This is a genomic window from Okeania sp. SIO2F4 (assembly GCF_010672385.1).
GTDB lineage: Bacteria > Cyanobacteriota > Cyanobacteriia > Cyanobacteriales > Microcoleaceae > Trichodesmium.
In genome coordinates this window covers 1-21288 of record NZ_JAAHGT010000057.1, presented here as the reverse complement: position 1 = coordinate 21288, position 21288 = coordinate 1, and the positions used below count along the sequence as shown (strand labels likewise).

13 protein-coding genes are annotated in these 21288 nt (G+C 36.7%); 9 read left to right on the top strand and 4 right to left on the bottom strand.

Annotation, left to right across the window (positions count from 1 at the left end; genetic code table 11):
* Positions 1-343: 343 nt before the first annotated feature.
* Positions 344-1540, top strand: a complete 1197-nt coding sequence (locus F6K22_RS06240; protein ID WP_293094678.1) for an NAD(P)/FAD-dependent oxidoreductase — start codon at positions 344-346, stop codon at positions 1538-1540.
* A 187-nt stretch (positions 1541-1727) separates the two neighbouring features.
* Positions 1728-2432, top strand: a complete 705-nt coding sequence (locus tag F6K22_RS06235; protein WP_293094675.1) for an HAD-IA family hydrolase — start codon at positions 1728-1730, stop codon at positions 2430-2432.
* Between the two features lie 266 nt (positions 2433-2698).
* On the opposite strand, the gene F6K22_RS06230 is transcribed toward F6K22_RS06235, so the two are convergent.
* Together F6K22_RS06230 and petH are read right to left on the bottom strand one after the other, a co-directional pair.
* Complete coding sequence (locus F6K22_RS06230) at positions 2699-3223, bottom strand: hypothetical protein (protein WP_293094673.1); 525 nt, start codon at positions 3221-3223, stop codon at positions 2699-2701.
* A 683-nt stretch (positions 3224-3906) separates the two neighbouring features.
* A complete protein-coding gene (gene petH, locus F6K22_RS06225; RefSeq protein WP_293094671.1) occupies positions 3907-5103 on the bottom strand; it encodes a bifunctional rod-capping linker CpcD/ferredoxin--NADP reductase PetH in 1197 nt (398 codons plus the stop codon).
* A 1425-nt stretch (positions 5104-6528) separates the two neighbouring features.
* On the opposite strand from petH, the gene F6K22_RS06220 reads away from it, so the two are divergent.
* The 5 genes from F6K22_RS06220 (at position 6529) to mutS (ending at position 15359) form a co-directional block, all read left to right on the top strand.
* The gene (locus F6K22_RS06220) at positions 6529-7542 is read left to right on the top strand and encodes a phosphoribulokinase (protein ID WP_293094680.1); all 1014 of its coding nucleotides are present in this window, start codon (positions 6529-6531) and stop codon (positions 7540-7542) included.
* A 985-nt stretch (positions 7543-8527) separates the two neighbouring features.
* Positions 8528-9013, top strand: coding sequence for an allophycocyanin subunit alpha (locus F6K22_RS06215; protein WP_293094669.1), 486 nt, complete (start codon positions 8528-8530; stop codon positions 9011-9013).
* Between the two features lie 172 nt (positions 9014-9185).
* Positions 9186-9671, top strand: coding sequence for an allophycocyanin subunit beta (gene apcB, locus F6K22_RS06210; protein WP_293094667.1), 486 nt, complete (start codon positions 9186-9188; stop codon positions 9669-9671).
* 407 nt (positions 9672-10078) lie between these two features.
* Positions 10079-10282 carry a phycobilisome linker polypeptide gene (locus F6K22_RS06205; protein WP_293094665.1) on the top strand — a complete coding sequence of 68 codons (204 nt, stop codon included), beginning with the start codon at positions 10079-10081 and terminating at the stop codon, positions 10280-10282.
* 2371 nt (positions 10283-12653) lie between these two features.
* Positions 12654-15359, top strand: a complete 2706-nt coding sequence (mutS, locus tag F6K22_RS06200; protein ID WP_293094663.1) for a DNA mismatch repair protein MutS — start codon at positions 12654-12656, stop codon at positions 15357-15359.
* Positions 15360-15939: 580 nt separating this feature from the next.
* On the opposite strand, the gene F6K22_RS06195 is transcribed toward mutS, so the two are convergent.
* The gene (locus F6K22_RS06195; protein ID WP_293094660.1) at positions 15940-18834 is read right to left on the bottom strand and encodes a COR domain-containing protein; all 2895 of its coding nucleotides are present in this window, start codon (positions 18832-18834) and stop codon (positions 15940-15942) included.
* Between the two features lie 154 nt (positions 18835-18988).
* Positions 18989-19234: a hypothetical protein gene (locus F6K22_RS06190; protein ID WP_293094658.1), complete on the bottom strand. Its 246-nt coding sequence runs from the start codon at positions 19232-19234 to the stop codon at positions 18989-18991.
* A gap of 129 nt (positions 19235-19363) precedes the next feature.
* On the opposite strand from F6K22_RS06190, the gene F6K22_RS06185 reads away from it, so the two are divergent.
* Together F6K22_RS06185 and F6K22_RS06180 are read left to right on the top strand one after the other, a co-directional pair.
* Positions 19364-19870 (top strand): DUF6653 family protein, encoded by a 507-nt coding sequence (locus F6K22_RS06185; RefSeq protein WP_293094655.1) that lies wholly within the window; start codon positions 19364-19366, stop codon positions 19868-19870.
* 313 nt (positions 19871-20183) lie between these two features.
* Entirely contained in the window at positions 20184-21080 is an 897-nt protein-coding gene (locus F6K22_RS06180; protein WP_293094653.1) for an RpnC/YadD family protein, read from the top strand.
* Positions 21081-21288 lie beyond the last annotated feature (208 nt).

The following is a 21288-nucleotide window of genomic DNA, read 5'->3' as shown; positions in this document are numbered from 1 at the left end:
TCTAAATAATAATTCAAGACATTCTTTTAACCTTTGACTTTTGTAAAACAGTCCCCAGATGTGAAATAATTTCCTGAAATTACTGTAGTGGACCGACACGACTAAAATGGTGCCCTGCGACGGATTGCTGAATCCTTTTCATAGTCTGAATTTAAGCCGTCTAACACACCCTACAATTTTGCTTTTGTAAAACGGTCTCCAGATATGAAATAATTTCCTAAAATTACTGTAGTGTCAAAACTTTTAACTTTTAACTTCTGACTTCTGACTTCTGACTTCTGACTTCGACTATATATTGCTATCCTATAAAGAAGTGACCTAAAATTAACTTCCTACCCTAACTATGACTGAAAAATCTCAGCGCATTTGTATTCTCGGTGGCGGTTTTGGTGGACTTTATACCGCCCTCCGCTTAATCCAGTTTCCCTGGGAATCATCAAAAAAACCTGAAATAATCTTGATAGACCAACGCGATCGCTTTCTCTTTGCCCCACTATTGTACGAACTCGTCACCGGGGAACTACAAACCTGGGAAATTGCCCCACCATTTGAAGAATTATTAGCAAACACCGATATTCGTTTTTGTCAAGGCGTGGTTTCCGGAATTGACATTAACCAACAACAAGTAGAACTAGAAAATGGTCAAGCATTCAGTTACGATCGCCTAGTTTTAGCAATGGGAGGCGAAACACCTATAGAAATGGTGCCTGGTGCTGCCGAATATGCTATCCCATTCCGTATTATTGATGATGCTTACCGTCTTCAAGAAAAATTGCGAGTTTTAGAAGCATCCGATCGCGAGAAAATTCGGATTGCTGTTATCGGTGGTGGTTATAGTGGGGTAGAACTAGCTTGTAAATTAGCAGACCGTTTATCAGAAAGGGGTAGAATTAGATTAGTCGAACGCAGCGAAATGATTTTGCGAACATCTCCAGACTTTAACCGGGAAGCTGCTTCTAAAGCATTGTCAGAACGAAATATTTGGATCGATCTAGAAACCGAGGTAAAATCAATAGAAGCTACTCAAATTTCCCTAAAATATAAAGAGCAAGTTGATACTATTCCTGTAGATATAGTTTTGTGGACGGTTGGTACAAAAGTTGCTCCAGTAGTGCAGTCGTTACCATTAACAAAAAATCAGCGCCAACAAATTATCACCAGTGCAACTCTACAAGTGGAAGATGATAGTAAAATATTTGCCCTCGGAGATTTAGCAGACTGCCAAGATGCAGAGGGGCAAAAAGTTCCCACCACAGCTCAAGTAGCAATACAACAATCAGATTATGTCGCCTGGAATATCTGGGCATCTTTGACCGGGCGACCTCTATTGTCATTCCGCTATCAAGCATTAGGTGAAATGATGGCATTGGGACTTGACAATGCCACTCTTACCAGTTTAGGCATTAAACTAGATGGTCAGATAGCACATTTGGCAAGGCGTTTAGTATATCTGTATCGCTTGCCAACCTTGGAGCATCAGATCAAAGTTGCTTTCAACTGGATGATTAATCCTATTCAAGAAATGCTTTCAAGTTTGTAAGGTTTATTGATGATCATTTCTTTTAGCAATCTGTAGGGGCGAATGGCCATTCGCCCTTACAATTTAGGGTAAGCCCCTTTAACCATACCACCAATGCTACCATATTTTATATCACGAGCAGCGCGAAGTGCTGTAATATAAAATTCGTGAATCCGTGCCAAAATCCGTGTCTTGCTCTTCCTTAACTATGACCAAAATTATTTTCCTTGATGCTGTCGGTACTTTGTTTGGTGTCCGTGGTAGCGTAGGTGAAATCTATCAACAATTTGCCAGTCAATGGGGAGTCGATGTTTCTCCTGTTACTGTCAACCAAGCTTTTTTTAAGAGCTTTAAAGCAGCACCACCGATGGCATTTCCTGGAGCAGAATCTACACAAATACCAGACTTGGAATTTGAGTGGTGGTGTCGGGTCGCTGCTGAAACTTATCAAAAAGTAGGATTATTAGAGCAGTTTTCTGATTTTAGGAGCTTTTTTGGAGAACTCTATGATTATTTTGCTACTGTCTCCCCTTGGTTCGTTTATCCTGATGTAAAACCTGCCTTAACTAAGTGGCGTGAAAGTGGAATAAAGTTAGCAGTTTTGTCTAATTTTGATTCGCGACTTTATCCAGTTTTAACAGCGTTGAAGTTAGCGGACTTTTTTTCTGATGTGACAATTTCTACAGAAGTGGGAGCAGCCAAACCGGATAGCAAAATTTTTGCTGCTGCCTTACAAAAATGTAATTGTACTATTGAAAAAACTGTGCATATTGGAGATAGTTTTACTGCTGATTATAAGGGTGCAATTAATGTGGGCATAAAGGCATTTTTGCTCAATAGAAATACTGTTTCACAGCCAGATGTAAATCAGTTTTCTTCCCTTCTAGATTGTTTGAATTCTTACTTTATCTAAATCAAAATGAGGGGTCATACCCTCTATTTAAGTTGATTTTTAGGCAATTTTTATTATAGTTTAAGAAAATTATATAACAAAAATTAAACTGTTATGAAAACGTTAAAAATATCAGTATAATAATAAGTGGATGGTAGAAGCCTCCAAAAAGTAGATGTTGACAGTAAAAATCTGCTCAGTTTAGAGCAGATTTTTTTTTGTATAAATACGGTTAGTAAATATTGAAACGGGCTGGTTTGCCACTTACCAAATTTTTGACAATGAAGTTAGCCAACAGGAACTAAATCAACTTCATCTGTACCATCAGTTTCACCTTGCCCTGATGTAATTTGTTCCCCACTACTGCTAATTGCAACAGCTAAATTTGTACCGTCCAAATTAACATTATAGTCAGTAGCATCAGCAGTATATCCCACACTAGCAACCATTTGCCGACCTTCCTCAGTATATTGGAAAGCCAACAATTGATTTTTTTCCTTCTCATTATCGTAAGTCCAAATTACCATATAGTCTTGCTCTTGATATTCAAATACTTTAGGTGGGCGAGTAGGAACATAACGACCTTCAGCGCCAAAACTAGCATCAAGGAAAGGCTGTACTGACTCAGGTTCCACAGTAGCAAAAGCAATATCATCTGCCTCTAGCTCTACTTCTGCATCTTCAGTTGTTTCAGGATCTGGTTCTTCTTGATCGCGATTCTGGAAATAGTCTACAGCTTTTTTTACACCATAGCCTGTAGCCGCAACACCAGCAACACCAGCAACAATTTTAGCAAGATTACCAAACTTCATTTTTTTCTCCTAAATATATAATAATTCTGGATTAATTAGAATTTGAGAGATTTGTCACTAACTGTGAGATTTAAACTGTAGAAATTGGAAACATTGACATCCTCCCCAACTGTTAGTTAGGCAAGGGGATTCTTACTGAGCCTTAGCTCTTCAGTGGGTTGACATTTCATTGGGTGATGCACCCACCCCTCTTACTTCCCTCCCGGGAGGGGATGGGGGTGGGTTACACTTCCCTCCAAGTCCGTTTAATGTCTCAGACTGCCCGCCCGCGACAACAATACTATAGCTTATGTCTTCCCACTTAATCAATCAAAAAGTCGCCCGCTTAAGGGCGAGGCGTAACTACCCAATTTTTTAGTGAAAATCTATGTTGGGTTATCCAACAATGACTCCACGGTGCAACTTACTATCTCCTCGCTTCTCAAACCACTAGAGAATACTTATAGATAATCATTTCCACCTTCGTGAATGTTTCTTATAGAAGGGGATTTAAACCCCTCCTCAACCATCCGGGGCAATATTTGCCGGGGATTTTAACCCAAGCTAAAAAAGCTGATAGCTAGTTAAAACCCGCGTGCCATTATTCAACCAGGGGATAAATCACCTTGGCTAACTTCTTCCCGTCATTTTTTAGGTTTTTGATGAATGCAAAAGTATTAATGCTACTTCTGAACGCCAGCAGATTAATAAGTTTCAACGTGCCAGCGATGTTCTTTCTTCAACTGCTTCTGATACTCAGTCCAATCAACATCAAACTTACCAGTAACAGCAGACATTCCTTCATCAATGCCACCTTCCATACCTTTTAAACCACAGATATAAGTGTTAGTATTTGGCTTTTGAATGTGTTCCCACAATTCATCAGCATTTTCTTGAATTCTGTGCTGAATATACATTTTGCCGCCATCTTTATTCTTTTGTTCCCGACTAATAGCATAAGTTACGCGGAAATTATCAGGGAACTGACGTTGCAGCTCTTCAAGCTCTTCTTTGTAGAGAATATTTGGAGTGTAAGCACAACCAAAGAATAGCCAAGCTAAACCTTTGAACTGATAATCAGGATTTTGTTCTCTTTCCTTAAACATCCGCCAGATGAAAGCGCGGAAAGGAGCAATTCCTGTACCTGTAGCGATCATAATAATAGTTGCATCTTCATCATCAGGTAGCAACATTTCTTTACCTACTGGCCCAGTAATAGCTACATCAGCGCCTTCTTCCATGCCACATAGGTAAGAAGAACATACACCATATATTCTCTCGCCTGTTTCTGGGTGATTGTATTCTAGACGGCGTACACATAGAGATACAGTTTGATCGTCAAGATTATCACCGTGACGAGTTGAAGCAATGGAATAAAGCCTTAACTTGTGAGGTTTACCATTAGCATCTGTTCCTGGTGGAATGATACCAATACTTTGACCTTCGAGATATTTCAGCTCGCTACCAGAAAGGTCAAATACTAGATGACGAACAGTACCTTCGCCACCCTCGCGGACTAATTCAGTGCTTGAAAGGCATTTACCAATAAAAGGATTTTTGGGACGATAGGTGTTTACAGGAACATCCTTCTTATCTGACTTAGGTTTAGCTTGAGTCATGGGTTTAGTTTTTTCTCCTGTGTTAGTTGTTTGACCATTAGTTTGAGAGTGCTCACTCAGAGTTTTGATACTGACAATTTTTCCTCCCATCCTTGTAATCCTTCGCATTTCTTGATTCATGCGAGCATAAGGTACTGTAATATAAACAGTCCCACTGCTACGGATAGGGCTATTTAACTTGTCAGTAGTTTCACTCTGACCTAGACCCTCTACTTCATATACAAAACTACGACTACCGTATTCTGTGTTTGTTTTTACACCGAATCCCATCTGAGTTTTCATTCTTTACTTCTCCATTTAGATAAAGTATATTGCCAAGAGATAATGAGCCTTTCTATTTAAGTGTTTTTTAAGATGCCATGGTGTAATGGCCAGAATTTTTCAACTCTATAGCACTACGCGCAAATTAAAAGTTAAAAGTCAAAAATCAAAAGTTATCCCTGACTGAGTTTGAGAATTTATAAGTGTCCTAACCATAATGCTTAGTGCTATATATTTGAGAGGTTTAATGCTGAAAATTTTATTTTCTTAATGTCATCTTGTTGATTTCCTAATTCATTATCTGATTAGGAACTCTCCTGAAAGCAGAACTACTGCAATGAGTAAAACCGATCGTTGTTAAGGTTTTTCACTCTCATGTAGTCCCTTGAGCTTCCATAAACAGAGATAACATATAATTCTGTATTGTTTTTTACACTAAGTGCAATTTGAGTTGTCATTATTGACTTCTCTTTTTGTTTGGTAAATATAGACTTTTCATTCACAAGAAATTCACTTTTGTTCGCATTTAAGTGTTTTTTGAAGATGATTTTGACTATTGGCCAATACAGAAATATTTTTTTCGCCCTTTCATTTAGCTCTTAGGCATTAGTATTCTTGATGTTAATCAATTTTGACTATTGTATATATTAAAGTTCAGAGCAGTCCTAATTTCTTATGGTTTCTTTAGCTAACTGTGAAGTAAAAGTCAGTGATATTATCTCAACCCGAAGTCTAAAGTCAAAATTACGATAGATTCTCTGGAAAATACAACTTCTCCGTTTGCGTAACATTCCCCAGGAAAAGAGGCTAACTGAAATTCACCAAGCGATCGCTCAAGGGCTTGAGAATACCAATAGGATTGTTTCTACTTCAAGGTTGAAATCTTTACATATCCATTTAGTTGATTTTTTGATTAAAATAGACTTTATTTGGCCTAGATAACAAATGGCGAAAAATATTGGCTTTGAGGCTGTTGTCTGGATTTCTACAGAAGATATTAGATGAAACTTTTATTTTCTTTGATCCTTGTAGGGAAGATCCCATTCTGATATGATATTTTACAAAAGTTAGTAATAAAGACTTAGAGTCAATAGCTTCAAGGTCTGTCCAAGACTCCAAAGATAGGAGGTTGTTTCAGCATTTTACCCTGTAGCAAAGCAACCCTCTCCAGTGAAGTCGTTTTATATGGACCAAATTTATTGGACTTATCTATTGATTTAGCTGACTTCCCTAGGAAGCCTTAACTCTCTTGTCATGGAGATGTGGTGGAAAAAGTGGCTGAAATTGATTTTCAAAATAGATATAGTCTGGGTTAAGGGTGACAAGACTTAAAACAGCTCCAGAAATGCTGAGGAATTTGTCCTGGACTTACTAAGAAGCCTAGACTAACCCACAAAGAAACCATGGGATATGTCACTAAACTTTGTTTTGTGTTAGAGGGAAACTATTGTGAAAAAACCAGATAAAGTAGTCTTAATTGGAGTTGCCGGAGATTCTGGATGCGGAAAATCTACTTTTTTGCGCCGAATTACAGATGTATTTGGAGAAGATTTCGTTACAGTTATCTGCCTGGACGACTATCATAGTCTAGACCGTAAGCAACGTAAAGAAACAGGAATTACTGCTCTCGATCCAAGGGCCAATAATTTTGACCTAATGTACGAGCAAATTAAAGCTCTCAAGGGTGGTGAGTCTATCGATAAGCCAATTTATAACCACGAAACTGGCGAACTCGACCCACCAGAAAAAGTTCACCCAAATCATATTGTGGTGATTGAGGGTCTTCATCCTCTCTATGATGAGCGTGTAAGAGAGCTTTTAGATTTTAGTGTCTATCTAGATATTAGTGATGAAGTTAAAATTGCTTGGAAAATCAAGCGTGATATGGCAGAAAGAGGCCACCGTTACGAAGATGTACTAGCCTCTATCAATGCTCGTCGTCCTGACTTTGATGCCTATATTGACCCACAAAAAGCTCATGCAGATGTGGTAATTCAAATTTTGCCCACTAAACTAATTCCTGATGACAAGGAACATAAGGTTTTACGCGTACGCTTGATCCAACGTGAAGGTGTCAAAGATTTTGAGCCAGTCTATCTATTTGATGAAGGATCTACTATTAACTGGATTCCTTGTGGACGGAAACTCACCTGTTCTTATCCTGGTATTAAGATGTTCTATGGCCCAGATGGGTATTTCGGCCATGAAGTTTCTATCTTAGAAGTAGATGGTAACTTTGATAATCTGGAAGAAATGATCTACGTTGAAGGACACCTTAGCAATACTTCCACTAAATACTATGGTGAGATGACCCATATGATGATGAACCATCAAGACTATCCAGGTTCTAATAATGGTAGTGGACTATTTCAAGTTTTAGTTGGTCTAAAAATGCGTTCAACTTATGAGCGTTTGACTGATAAAGCTGTTGATGCAAAGGTAGCAGCAGCAGTTTCTTAAATATTAAGCGGCAAATTTTCTATTGACCTTAAAAGCAAGGTTGAGATTAATGCCTCTATGCCTAAGTGCAGGCAATGCCAACAGAACAAGGATGAAAATGAGCGGGCTGTTTTGCGTTCCGCAAAGCTCCGCTTTTAATGTCGCGAAGGGAAACAGAAAAACGCGAGTGGTTAATTTTACCCCGCGTTTTTTTGATGGAGAATTCGGGGTTTGGGAAATATATAGCAAAAGGCAGAAGGCATCCCCCCTACCCCCCTTTGAAATGGGGGAGGCAGAAGGAAAAATCTTGCTTTGTCTAGGTTTTAGGCTTTTGATGCCCGCGCCCTTTGCTTCGACTGCTGTAGCTGCACTCAGAAGTTAGAAGTAAGATATCTAACTTGCACATAGCGCTATAGTTAGTGGCCTTCAAGATCCAGAACATACTAATGGCCTCTTCTCTGCCCTCGGAAATGAAATCAAAAGGTAATTCGGCCAATCGTCTTGAATTAATTGTCATTAGTAAAGATTTTCGGAGTTTTTTGGCCTGAAATAACAGTAATTCCTATCAAAATATTACAAACTATTAAGGAAATAATGAGAAAGTGAACACAATGCCTCAAAATACTTCCTAGAGGTAGTTATGTCAGAGGGTATTATTCCTTCTTGGTAACTAACTCATTTTTAGCTAGACAGAGCGGTAGGGCATTCCGTTCTTAAAGCTCGCTCTTGTCCGACGGGATACCGGGACTAAGAAACGAGAAGCCCTCGCCAACTTTACAGTATGGCGTGGGAGTATGTCACAGTCTGGCAAGAAGTTCCACTTTCTCCTGTAAAGGAATCTTGGGACGGTTGCCATAACGTTTTGGAAAAACACAGGGGGAGGACATCACCTCTGTATAAATAGCGATTCAAATATATTGAGTCGAAGAATTCCACGTTGTTTCGCTATGGGCAATGTTGGGAGTATGTCAAGCAACCTTTTACCTTAACTGTGTTGGAATAAAGCATGAGTATTGTCACTAAATCAATTGTTAATGCAGATGCTGAGGCTCGTTATCTGAGTCCTGGTGAATTAGATCGAATCAAAGCTTTTGTAAGCACTGGAGAAAAGCGTGTTCGGATTGCTCAAATTATGAGTGAATCTCGCGAGCGGATCATTAAAGAAGCTGGTGCTCAACTTTTCCAAAAGCGCCCTGATGTTGTTTCTCCCGGTGGTAATGCTTACGGTGAAGAGATGACTGCGACTTGCTTGCGCGATCTGGATTATTATTTACGTTTGATTTCTTACGGTATTGTTGCTGGTGATGTTACTCCTATTGAGGAGATCGGACTTGTAGGGGTTCAAGAAATGTATAAGTCTTTGGGCACTTCTATTGAAGCTGTTGCTGAAGGTGTTCGTTGCATGAAGAATGTCGCTGCTACCCTTTTAAGTGGCGACGATGCTGCCGAAGCTGCTACTTACTTTGACTATGTTATCGGTGCTATGGGTTAAGGCTAAATATATTTTTAGACGTTAGATAAAATTCGATCGGACAGGAAAATTTCTATATTTGAGAGCTTACTCAAGTATCAAGTTTAGCCTGGCGATTAATCTAAAGTTCTACTAGCCTTTACTTATCCAATAATTTTTGAAGATTCAGCAATTTTAAGGAAATCAATCAACAATGCAAGACGCAATTACCGCCGTTATCAATTCTTCTGACGTTCAAGGTAAATACCTTGATACTGGTGCTCTAGATAAGCTCAAGGGTTACTTTGCTACAGGTGAACTACGAGTTCGAGCTGCAACAGCTATCAGCGCTAATGCTGCAACTATTGTTAAAGAAGCTGTAGCTAAGGCCCTACTTTACTCTGATATTACTCGTCCTGGTGGTAATATGTACACCACTCGTCGTTATGCTGCTTGCATCCGCGACTTAGATTATTATCTCCGTTACGCTACTTACGCAATGCTCGCAGGCGATCCTTCCATTTTAGATGAGCGCGTATTAAATGGTCTGAAAGAAACTTACAATTCTCTAGGTGTACCCATCGGTGCTACTGTACAAGCTATCCAAGCTATGAAGGAAGTTACTGCTGGTTTAGTAGGTCCTGATGCTGGTAAGGAAATGGGTGTTTACTTCGACTACATCTGCTCTGGCTTGAGCTAATTTGGCAATCGGTAAAAAGACAAAAAAGAGTATATTTTCTCTTTTGTTTTGACTGATGTTGTATTTCGAGGCTAGGGAAACCTAGAGTGAGTGTTAGATTACCAAAGGCTTATTGAATTAATTTAATTTATAAGTTTTAGTGAACTAGTATTGATTCTATGGCTCCCTGCCTTGGGAATTTTTAGGTTTGAGATTTGAAGCTGAAGCGATCGCATAATTAAATAATTTTAGATTTAAAATAATTTAGATTTAAGTAGTAGGATAGTTATCAATACAGGGGGAGGACATCACCTCTGTTAAAATTGCAGTCAGGGTTTCCCAGGCTAAAGAATCTCGCTTTGTCGCATAGCGCAACGTCGGGAATATGTCAAGAAATTCCTCATTAATATTTAGGAGAAATTTGTAACATGAGACAGTTTAAGATTACAGCTTGTGTTCCTAGTCTAACTCGGACTCGTACTCAACGAGAATTACAAAATACCTACTTTACTAAGCTTGTTCCTTATGATAACTGGTTCCGGGAACAACAAAGAATTATGAAAATGGGTGGTAAAATTGTCAAAGTAGAGTTGGCTACTGGTAAACAAGGGGTAAATACTGGGTTACTTTAAATTACGATTTTAAGAAATAGTAACTAGAGAGAGGTCTTTTGACCTCTTTTTTGTTTGTATTTTAGGATATTACAGGAGTTATATCATATCGGGTAGCATTGGTATAATTTAGATAGTTAATTAGGAGTCAGGTTTCAGGAGAGAAGAGAATTTAGGAAGATTTGTTAATGGCTGAAGATGAAACATTTTTTTATACCGAACCTGAGCGGATTTGATATTAGATCATATCGGGTTGAATATTTATTAGAGTTGTTGGGGGAGATGGGGAGATGGGGAGTTGGGGAGAATATGAATATTTGCTATTGAAGTCAGAGGAGAGCTTTTTTGCTCGTTATGGCTTGCTGATTAACTCTCAAAACATCTACATATAAAGGTTTGAGCTTTTTTCACATAAAAAAGTGCAAGCTTTTCGCTAGCTACTGAAATTGAATATTTTTCAGATTTAAGAGTCTAACTTTTTGTTTAGCTTTTTCAAGCATCCCAGTAGATATATTTATACCAATAACCGAACTATGGCAGTCGAAGCAAAGGGTGCGGACATTTATAAATGTTTAAACTCACTCAGGGATTACTTTTAATTTTTGACTATCTTGAGTGCGTCTTACATTCTGAGGTGACCTCAGAATTACGCACTCGCTTTTAACTTTTGACTTGCGCGTAGCGCTATATAATCCCCAATTATTTGATCTACTTAAATTGTTACATGACCAGTGCTAGTGGTAATATCTAATACTTTATTTCCAGATTTAATTTGTGCAAATTAAACTAGACGATGGGTAATTTGAGAATTCCATTTACTTTGATTATATTTTTAATTTATCTGGCTATAAATATAGCAATCCGCGCATTGGTTGTGAAAATTTTTATAATAGTTAATTTTAACTGAAAATCTTTGAAATTCTGACTCCTGACTTTTAACTACCACTAAAATATTACAACTGAAATAGGATTGCTATATCTGCTAGTTATTGTTGATATTTATCTAGTTTGATTGATTATTCATTATTAAATTTTGTGATTGAATAAAGTATTTCAACAATTAATAATTAATAATTAATAATTAATAATTACCTCTTCTTATAACGGATAGGATTGACTAAAAGGATTTTTTTTCTTCTCAAGGGGAGATTGGATATGGCGCCGGTAACCCATCCATCCCATCCTACGGAATGCTGCCTCTTGCCTCCTGCGGAGGAGCTGCGCTAACAGAGGAGAGGAGCTTCGCTAACGCAAACGACCGCTTTTTCTCTTGAAATAGAAGGCTTTATACCTTAATTTTTCGGTAATATCCTGATGATGAGTAAGACTAAATATCAAAAACTTTGCTACATATCCTGAAAAAAGGTTTTAAGTGATAGGTATTATACAATATATCAAAAGTAATGTTACCCAGGGAAGGTGGTCAAAATAAGCATAGAAATAATATAGCTTAGTAAACAATCAAATTACGACAAAAAATAGTATATATAAAATTCAAGTATAGCAAAGTTTTTGAGAATTGGTATTAGGTGTTAAGGAGAAATACTAAAGTATAAAGTATTTATCAAATCAAGTACAAATGATCGATTGATGGTATAATAAAATTTTTCTGGGAAGGTTTGGGATGAAGACTAAATTCAGTTAATACCATGGTTGAAGAAAGGGCGTTGCACAATCAGGAATGATGAAATCCGAACATTTGATATTTTGGATAATTCTTTCCTCAATATATCTACAGTTGAAAATCTATTGTCATTCTTTAATGTGCAACCCCGAAAAAAGCATTTTATGAAGAAAAAGGTAATTGAAAGACTTGACATGAGATGTTTTGACTAAAAAGAGAAATTCCGCCTGAATAAATGGTATTTAATCTATTCATTCTGTACGTCGCTAATCCGACAGCTCCTCTACCTAACTCCTAAAAACAGCCTAACTATTTGTAGCAAACATCGATCGCGCTTGGTATAACCGAAAAAATAATATTCAATTTATGTCTAAGTTAGATATTAAGATAAAGTTGATATTATACAGGTTGTAATTTATAAATCTCTGTGTTAAAAAAGAGTATACTCTCTATAATAATTGAACCTATAATCAGTTAAATTAAATTATCTCAAAACTTGATAATATTTTTATAATCATTTATATTAGTTGAAGCATAGTTTAGGATAACCATTCATCCTGGCTAAGTTACAGGTAATTGTTTTGAGGCAGGATGATAGATATAATAATCATATTTCGGTTGTAAGATTTTAGTGGTAATTAGGAGTCAGGAGTCAGGAGTCAGAATATAAGAGGATTTTGATTGCTCTTAATTGTTTTTCAATATCTCATAAATCATTCCTGATTGCTATATAATATTAAATAACATTAAATAACCTATTAACTATCTATGAAATATTCGGCTTCTGCATCTACTAAAAAATCATTAAAAGCCAAACAAAATAAAGCTGAAGATTCTCTCTCCTCTAACGCAGATTACAGTCAACTTGACATTAGCAAACTATCAGAAATGATGCAGCGTTATGTGGAAGTTAAGCAACAATATCCCCATGCTCTTTTACTGTTTCGAGTGGGTGATTTTTTTGAATGTTTTTTTCAGGATGCTGTAACTATTGCGCACGAATTAGAATTAGTACAGACGAGTAAACACGCTGGTAAGGAAATTGGTAGGGTTCCTATGACTGGAGTTCCTCACCATGCTGTGGAAAAATATGCAGCGATATTAGTAGAAAAAGGTTATGCGGTGGTGGTGTGCGACCAAGTAGAAGATTCTGCTATTGCTGCTAAAGAAAATCGTCAAGTTAAACGTGAAATTACTCGTATTCTGACTCCCGGTACTCTCACTGACGACGGAATGCTTAAACCTCGCTACAATAACTATTTAGCTGCAGTCGTCATTGCTAAAAATTATTGGGGTCTTGCTTACACGGATATTTCTACTGGCGAATTTCTGACGACTCAAACTCAAGGTTTAGAGCAACTGACTCAAGAATTAATGCGTTTGCAACCTTCGGAAGTGCTATTTCCTACTAATGCACCTGATATTGGTTTTATGTTACGACCGGGAGAAAAGTCAGACCATCTTCCAGAATGTTTGCCTAATTCTTTTTGTTATTCTCTGCGTCCGCAACAACCTTTTACTCTGGGGGAAGCAAAGGAAAGACTGTTGCTAAAATTTCAACTGACATCTTTGGAGGGTATTGGTTGCGAACATATTCCGTTGGGTGTGCGAGCAGCGGGGGGGTTGTTGGAATATCTGGAGGAAACTCAAAAGGAAAATCAAGTTCCGCTACAACGTTTGCGTAGTTATACTTTGGCAGATTTTTTGATTCTCGACCACCAGAGTCGCCGGAATTTGGAAATTACGCAAACGGTTAGAGATGGTAGTTATCATGGTTCGTTATTGTCGGCGATCGATAAGACTAGCACTGCTATGGGTGGTCGTGCTTTACGACGGTGGTTAGTGCAACCACTTTTGAATTTGAAGGGTATTCGCGCTAGACATGACACTATTGACGAACTGATAACAAATAATGATTTGCGTCAAGATATCCAAAGAATATTGCGTCAAATTTATGATTTGGAACGTCTGACGGGGCGGACTGGTGCTGGTACTGCTAATGCTAGAGATTTAGTTTTTTTAGCTGATTCTTTGACTAAACTTCCGGAACTTTCTGCTTTAGCTTCTGAGGGTAATTCTCCTTATTTAAAAGTGTTGCAAAGTCTACCTCCAATTTTACAAGAATTGGGGAATAAAATTCATTCTTTTTTAGTTGAATCTCCTCCTCAACATTTAAAGGAAGGTGGGTTAATTCGTTCTGGTGTAAATGTACAATTAGATGAGATGCGGGGGTTAGCTGAAGAAGACCAACAATGGATTGCTAATTTGGAAGTTACGGAAAGAGAAAGGACGGGAATTGCTAATTTAAAGGTTGGTTATAATAAGGCTTTTGGTTATTACATTAGTATTTCTAAGTCTAAGGCAAATTTGGCGCCGGATGATTATACTCGGAAGCAGACTTTGACGAATGAAGAGCGTTATATTACTGAGGAATTAAAGGAAAGGGAAGTGAGAATTTTGACGGCGCGGGATGATTTGAATCAATTGGAATATGATATTTTTGTTGCTTTGAGAAATGAGATAGGGGAACATGCTGAGGAAATAAGAAATATCTCTCGTGCTGTGGCAGCTATTGATGTTTTGTGTGGTTTAGCAGAGGTGGCAGTTTATCAAAATTATGTTCGTCCGACTATGGTTGATAGTCGAGAATTGAAAATTATTGAAGGTCGGCATCCGGTGGTGGAAAAGTATTTACCTGCTGGTTTTTTTGTGCCGAATACTGCCATATTGGGAAGTAAAAATTTAGAGGAAAATAATTCGGGAATTACTCCTCATTCTGCGCCGGATTTAATAATTTTAACTGGTCCGAATGCTAGTGGTAAAAGTTGCTATTTACGGCAGGTAGGATTGATTCAATTAATGGCACAAACTGGTAGTTTTGTTCCGGCGAGTTCTGCTGTTTTAGGGGTGAGCGATCGGATCTTTACTCGTGTGGGAGCTGTGGATGATTTAGCGACTGGTCAATCAACTTTTATGGTGGAGATGAATGAGACGGCAAATATTTTGAATCATGCTACGGAAAAGTCTTTAGTTTTGTTGGATGAAATTGGTAGGGGAACGGCAACTTTTGATGGAATTTCGATTGCTTGGTCGGTGGCAGAATATTTGGCAACGGAAATAAAATCTCGGACAATTTTTGCTACTCATTATCACGAATTAAATGAACTTTCTTCGATTTTGGATAATGTGGCAAATTATCAAGTAACGGTGAAAGAATTACCGGATAAAATTGTATTTTTGCATCAAGTACAACCAGGTGGAGCGGATAAATCTTATGGTATTGAAGCGGGAAGATTAGCAGGTTTGCCAGATTCGGTTATTGCACGAGCGAGACAGGTAATGGGGGAGATAGAAAAGCATAGTAAAATAGCAATTGGTTTGAGGAAAGGTGTTAAGAAAAAGGAGGAGGAAGAAGTGATAACTCTGGAGCAGTTAGATATTTTTAATGAAGAATTTGGAGATAGTTTGCTATGACAGTTATCAGTTAACAGTTATCAGTTATCAGCGATAAAAGAAACCGGATTTTTCAGAGGTAGATGTTGATATTGGAGTATTTGAGACAAACCCGGTTTCTAGTTTCGATAGCAAAATTTGTAGGGTGTGTTAGACGGCAAAAATTTAGACTGTGAAAAGCATTTAACAATCCGTCGCAGGGCACCATTTTATATGTATTGAAGTAGGTCATTGCGACTGGAACGGAGTGGAAGGAAGCAATCTTAGGCGTGGCGCGAGATTGCTTCGTGTCGTCGCAATGACAACTTTTCAGCCAAATTATATCTAATACAAACCCAATTTCTAGTTTTTTAACCATCGGATTCATTTTCTTGTTGTGGAACTGGATTTGTAGGGTGTGTTAGACGGCAAAAATTTAGACTGTGAAAAGCATTTAACAATCCGTCGCAGGGCACCATTTTATATGTATTGAAGTAGGTCATTGCGACTGGAACGGAGTGGAAGGAAGCAATCTTAGGCGTGGCGCGAGATTGCTTCGTGTCGTCGCAATGACAACTTTTCAGCCAAATTATATCTAAATACAAACCCAATTTCTAGTTTTTTAACCATCGGATTCATTTTCTTGTTGTGGAACTGGAATTATATCTTGGATTCTATTTTGAATTTGCTCTACCCATTCTGGTGCGAATATAGGAGAAATAATCAGCAAAAGAACGCCAATAATAGAAGAAATTAAGGCAAAAAGAATTTGCCCATTCTGCATCCAAGTCAAGAAATCTAAAAATCCAAATTTTCTGGGTTTCTCTCTTTTTTTCTGAGGAGATGCTTTTGGCTGAGAAGAACTTGTTGTTACTTTTCTTTTTCGCTGACGAGATACTTTTGGTTGAGGAGAATTTGCTGTGACTTTTCTTTTTCGCTGAGGAGATATTTTTGACTGAGGAGAAGTTGTTGTTACTTTATCTGTAATACTACTCTCATCACCGAATATATTACCTACAACATTTCCATCTTTATTTTCAATTTTACGGCTTTCGTCGTTGACAAATTTTTCAGCTATAGTTTGACTGCCAATAACATCGTTATAATTATATTCTACTGAACCATAATAATGATTTGTGATAGGGTTTGTAGAATCTTCAGGCTGTAAAAAACTACTACTTGGCTTTCTGTCTATCACATCATCAATTAAACTTGATACATTAACTTGATGATAGGGAGGTTTTCCACATTCAGCGCTGTATTTGCCATGACTAATTCGTTCTTTTAATTCCCTAAAGTTGTAGAAGTAAGGATTTTGATTATTATTACAAGCCTCACAATTACAAGGAATTAATTTATTATATTTGAGTCGATTATTATAGGAACTATGAATTTTATCTAATTCGTGAGTCACAATAGTCATCAAATCTCGTTTTTGCTGCCCAGAAATCCTAATTTTTATTTCTCTCTTATCGTAATATTCAATTACTTCTGCTCTGGCTTGATTTTTATTGAGAATAACTCCACTTTTCCAAACATATTCTTGCTTCTCAATATCCTCGTGCATCGCTACAATAAACTGAGTAATTATTCCCTTGGGCATAAATTCGTAAGTGTAACGTAAAATCAAATTATTACTTTCATCCCAGTCATATTCTGGTTGATTTTCCGTTAGGAGTTGAGGCGCGATATAGGTTTGAGAAGTACCAGGAATTTTATAGCAGAGTTTAAATTTAATCATTAATTGCAGTAGCTCGTCGTGCATATTGACATATTTTTCTTCATGCCAAATGTTGGTTAAATCATCTTTGGTAAATCTGCCAAAGTTATCGTAAACTTTTGGATTATCTAAGGCTTTATAAACTGCTGCTGTTCCCCATTCTGGTTTGAGAATAACTGTTTTACTTAACAAGAGGTCATCTTGAAAATGTAGACAAACTCCTAGATCGTGTAAATACCCAATTAACTGTAATTTATCTTCCCGTTTCTTAAAGCCATTCTTTTCACAAATCGATAAATATTCTTCTAGATTAATATAGTTACGACCATCTGTTTCTAATGCTTCCCGCACTTTTTTCCAAGTCTTAGGTAGAGCATTACCAATGTGGGGTAATTTACTAATGTAATGTTGGATTTCCGATCTAATTTCTTCTAAACCTCGATTAGTGGCAAGATTGGTAGCTAAGATTTCTTTGATATTAGTAAATTGCCCTTGCAATGCCCGTTGATTAATTTCTCGTTTTCGTTCTTGTTTCTCGTTTTTGATAATTAATAAAGGGCTATTATCACTCAATAATTCTGCTACATTCAGCCAATAATAAAAGTCCGTATCTTCTTTACGGGTATCTGCAACAAGGATATATAACGAGCGTTTGGTCAAGAAAAATTGGTGGGTAGCGTGATAAATTTCTTGTCCGCCAAAATCCCAAATATTCATCTGAAAGTTGTGTTGGTTTTTTGTCTGAAAGTTCCACTCATAAACTTCAATTCCTTTAGTTGTGTCTTCATCTTGTAGTTGATAGTTTGGATTTTGAATTTTATTAGCTAGAGTTGTTTTACCTGCTCCACCTTCTCCAACAATTAGTAATTTGGCTTCATAGAGATAATCTATTCCTTCTTTTCGTGTTTGGTGGAAATACTTTCTAACTCCTTCTATTCCTTGTACAGCAATTTCTATTGGCGGAGTTTCGAGGCTATTACCAGTTAAATCAAGCTCAGTTAAATTGGATAGTTCGCTGATGGATTCTGGGATGCTTTTTAATTGATTATAACTTAAATAAATCTTAGTTAAATTGGATAGTTCGCTGATGGATTCTGGGATACTTGTTAATTGATTATAACTTAAATAAATTTGAGTTAAATTAGAGAGATTGGTAATGGATTCCGGGATGCTTTTTAGTTGATTATAACTTAAATAAATTTCAGTTAAACTGGAGAGTTTGCTGATTGATTCCAGGATACTTGTTAATTGATTACTTCTTAAATCAAGCCGAATTAAATTGGAGAGTTTGCTGATGGATTCTGGGATGGTTGTTAATTGATTGTAACTTAAATCAAGCCGAGTTAAATTACAAAGCTTGCTAATTTGTTCCGGGATGCTTTTTAGTTGATTATAATTTAAATAAATCTCATTTAAATTGGAGAGTTTACTGATGGATTTTGGGACACTTGTTAATTGATTTCTTCCTAAATTAAGTCGAGTTAAATTAGAGAGTTTGCTGATGGATTCCGGGATGGTTGTTAATTGATTTCTTCCTAAATCAAGCTGAGTTAAATTGGTTAGTTTAGTGATAGATTCCGGGATGGTTGTTAATTGATTACGACTTAATTTTAATACTTCTAGCTGCTCTAACTCCCAAACCTCAGTAGGAATTTCAGTTAATTTTTCATCATCTCTGCTAAAACTACTACTTAAGTCTAACTCCTTAAGTTTGTTATCTTTAGCTGCTTGTATTCTTTCTTGAAAATATGCTGGTATCTGATTCTGATTCTGCTTATTTGTTTTAGGATAAGTCATAGCTCAATAAAATAATTTTTACCATCATTATAATATCTACAAATACAAACATTGATTCTCCGCAACCATCAAAACTTTGTTACTTCAACCAAGCCTACAAAATCTTACTTTAGACTTTTGACTTTTAACTTCCGTGAAACGGTATAACTCCCGATTAATTTTCAGGAGGCTCGTCTTTTTGTCGTTCATTCAGTAAAATATCTAAAATACGCCTATTTTCTGTTTGTAAACCACGAAATTCTGCTTGTTGCTGTGCAATTACTTCCTGACTCTGTGCAATAAATTGAGAGATTCGTTCTCGTTCTTTTGCTATTTCCGCCGCCTTATTTGCTAAAGCTTCCATAATACGAGCATTATTACTGACTATCTCATGTATTTCTGACCAATCTTCTGTTGTCATAATTTTTTCTCCATTACTTTTTCAGAGGATAGAATAACTATTTTTATCACTAAAGATTATCATACAAAATCAAGCTATTTTTTGGTAAAATTTTAATTGATAATTTTCTGAAAGATAAAAAAAATCATTATGACAACCGAACAAAAAATCGCTAACTTCTTTCAAATGACAGATGAAGTTTGGGAACGTCATGCTAATCCCTGGAGTGTATTAACTAGATTTCCCATATTACCTTTAATTATTGTTTCTATTTGGAGTCGAACTTGGATTAATTGGTGGTGTCTAATTCCAATGATTATTCTCATTATTTGGATTTGGATAAATCCCCGAATTTTCCCCAAACCAACCTCAACAAATAATTGGTTTTCCAAAGCAGTCTTAGGAGAAAGAGTTTGGTTAAACCGTCAAAAGGTGGAAATTCCCAAACATCATCAACCTATGATTAATATTCTTAATCTAATTTCTTTTGTGGGTTTACTATTTTGTATTTGGGGATTAATTCAATTGAATATCTGGCAGACTTTGTTAGGAGTTATTCTGGTACTTTTAGGTAAAATGTGGTTTCTTGATCGCATGGTTTGGTTATATGAAGAAATGAAAGATAATAATTCTGAATATCGCAGTTGGTTGTATTAGAAACTAGCTTATAATTTATAATTTATAATTCTGAATTTATAATTCTGAATTCAGAACTTTCTAGTTTTATTGTTGTGGAGAAAGTAGGTTTAGTAGACCGCGTTAGGCAACGTCATAACGCACCTTAATTACACATATTTTATTATGAGCGGTGGGTTACACTTCGTTAACGCACCCTACAATAATCCACTTCGGTTTAGTAGTGGACTGACACAGTTAGGGAAGGCCGTAACGCACCATTTCCTCTCATTAAATATATTAGCTAAAAAATAATGATAATTTTAAATAGACAGAATAAACTAAATTTCATAGGATGACAAAAAAAGTTGATATTAGCAGTAAACGCATAATTGGAATTGCCCCCAGTCGTTGGGTAGAATGGGTGACAGAAATTACCAATGTTACTGTCAAAGAAATTATTTCTTCAGACTTCCAATGGGTAAGTCGAGAAGGGGATGTTTTGGTGCGTGTTTCCAGTCAAGAACATGGAGAATTTCTAGTTCTGAATGAAATGCAATTAAGGTATAATACAGAAATGCCACGTCGGATGCGTGCTTATGCTGCACTAGCAGAAGAAAAGTACAAAAAACCAGTTTATCCTGTATTAATAAATATTCTCCAACCAAGGACAACCACAGAAATAGTCAATTGTTACGAATCAGAATTTTTGAATCTCAGAGCGTATCAAGACTATCGAGTTATTAACCTATGGGAAGTAGAAGCACAAGCAGTTTTTCAACAACCTCTTCCCTCCTTACTTCCTTTTACTCCGATTCTTAAAGATGGAGGAGAAGAAACAACTGTGAGACAAGTATTGCAACTTTTACGAGAGGATGAACAACTCTCAGAATTAGAAAATTTACTAGCATTTTTTGCTACATTTGTATTAGAAACGGAAATAGTACAACAAATAATGAGGTGGGATATGGCAGTTTTACAACAATCTCCTTGGTATCAACAAATCTTACAAGAGGGAGTAGAAATTGGTCAACAACGTGGAATTGAAATTGGGGAACAACGAGGTGAACAACGTGGGATAATTTCTGGAATAGAAATCGGATTAGAACTAAAATTTGGTGAATCAGGAAAAGAGATATTTTCCGAGATTAATACTATTGAAAATATTCAGGTTTTAGAAAAAATTCTTGCCTCTCTCAAGACTGTAGAAACTATCGAGCAATTGCGCCAAATTTATCAGTCAGATTCTTAAACAATATTTTCTGAACAAAACTGCGGGTTTTATTGATTATTTGTCAATTAAACCCGCACTCTTCAAAATTTTATCAAATGTATTAGAAACGGAAATAGTACAACAAATAATGAGGTGGGATATGGCAGTTTTACAACAATCTCCTTGGTATCAACAAATCTTACAAGAGGGAGTAGAAATTGGTCAACAACGAGGAATTGAAATTGGG

Excerpts from the sequence above, each read along its gene's own strand:
- petH (WP_293094671.1), bottom strand. The coding sequence starts at position 5,103 with ATGAAAACTCAGATGGGATTCGGTGTAAAAACAAACACAGAATACGGT.
- F6K22_RS06185 (WP_293094655.1), top strand. The coding sequence starts at position 19,364 with ATGACAACCGAACAAAAAATCGCTAACTTCTTTCAAATGACAGATGAA.
- F6K22_RS06235 (WP_293094675.1), top strand. The coding sequence starts at position 1,728 with ATGACCAAAATTATTTTCCTTGATGCTGTCGGTACTTTGTTTGGTGTC.
- F6K22_RS06195 (WP_293094660.1), bottom strand. The coding sequence starts at position 18,834 with ATGACTTATCCTAAAACAAATAAGCAGAATCAGAATCAGATACCAGCA.
- F6K22_RS06215 (WP_293094669.1), top strand. The coding sequence starts at position 8,528 with ATGAGTATTGTCACTAAATCAATTGTTAATGCAGATGCTGAGGCTCGT.
- apcB (WP_293094667.1), top strand. The coding sequence starts at position 9,186 with ATGCAAGACGCAATTACCGCCGTTATCAATTCTTCTGACGTTCAAGGT.
- F6K22_RS06180 (WP_293094653.1), top strand. The coding sequence starts at position 20,184 with ATGACAAAAAAAGTTGATATTAGCAGTAAACGCATAATTGGAATTGCC.
- F6K22_RS06230 (WP_293094673.1), bottom strand. The coding sequence starts at position 3,223 with ATGAAGTTTGGTAATCTTGCTAAAATTGTTGCTGGTGTTGCTGGTGTT.
- F6K22_RS06190 (WP_293094658.1), bottom strand. The coding sequence starts at position 19,234 with ATGACAACAGAAGATTGGTCAGAAATACATGAGATAGTCAGTAATAAT.
- F6K22_RS06240 (WP_293094678.1), top strand. The coding sequence starts at position 344 with ATGACTGAAAAATCTCAGCGCATTTGTATTCTCGGTGGCGGTTTTGGT.
- F6K22_RS06205 (WP_293094665.1), top strand. The coding sequence starts at position 10,079 with ATGAGACAGTTTAAGATTACAGCTTGTGTTCCTAGTCTAACTCGGACT.
- mutS (WP_293094663.1), top strand. The coding sequence starts at position 12,654 with ATGAAATATTCGGCTTCTGCATCTACTAAAAAATCATTAAAAGCCAAA.